The 720-nt window shown below is 37.2% G+C and carries 1 protein-coding gene; it reads right to left on the reverse strand.

Annotation, left to right across the window (positions count from 1 at the left end):
* Positions 1-94: 94 nt before the first annotated feature.
* A partial coding sequence (locus tag ESZ39_RS17625) for a CPBP family intramembrane glutamic endopeptidase (RefSeq protein ID WP_223270449.1) occupies positions 95-720 on the reverse strand: 626 nt, incomplete at its 5' end.

Genomic DNA, 720 nt, shown 5'->3' on the forward strand with positions numbered 1-720 from the left:
CTAACGCCCTTTTAAGCGGCAAATTGCAGTTGGCTAAAATAAGTGAGGCACGAACAAAAAGCCAACTGTAATTTGTCCGACTTGAAAACTCTTGTTAGGTGCGCTCTTTCAAATAGCCCAACTTATTTAATACTGCTGACTTTATTAAACCTGGTTCGATTAAGCCGGTAACTATTGTGTGCGCGATAATGCAAAGAGCTAAATTTCTATCGCTTATTATATAGATAAGCGCAAGACCAGAACCTAGGAAAAAAGTATAAAAAGTAGCATTTATAGCCGCTGATAAAGCCTTACCACCCCATACTAAGTGTGCGGTTCCAAATGCTATACCAGAAATAATTATTTGAATGAAATCACTGAAACCTTCTTCTTGAAGGTAATCCATTAATATTTTTCGAAATAATATTTCTTCAAAAAAACCAGAAACTACAGCACCTAGTAGAGCTAAATACTTTAGTTTATTAAACTTAAGCATGTGTTCGCGTACATTTGAGATACTTGCCGCCCCCCAAACGTATGAGATAACAACCAATGCGGCTAAGCCCCATGACAGTATGCCTACATTTGATAATGTCGCGAAACCAATGGAACCGAAGAAATTATCAGACGTAATAATCCAGTAAAGTAAAATTCCGCCTTGAACTAGAATAATTGAAGAAATTATCTTTAAAGTTTGATTATCAGCAGATTGCATGGAACCTCCTTGTGCACCTAACGCCC

The sequence above is a fragment of the Colwellia sp. C1TZA3 genome (assembly GCF_007954265.1).
Taxonomy (GTDB): domain Bacteria; phylum Pseudomonadota; class Gammaproteobacteria; order Enterobacterales; family Alteromonadaceae; genus Cognaticolwellia.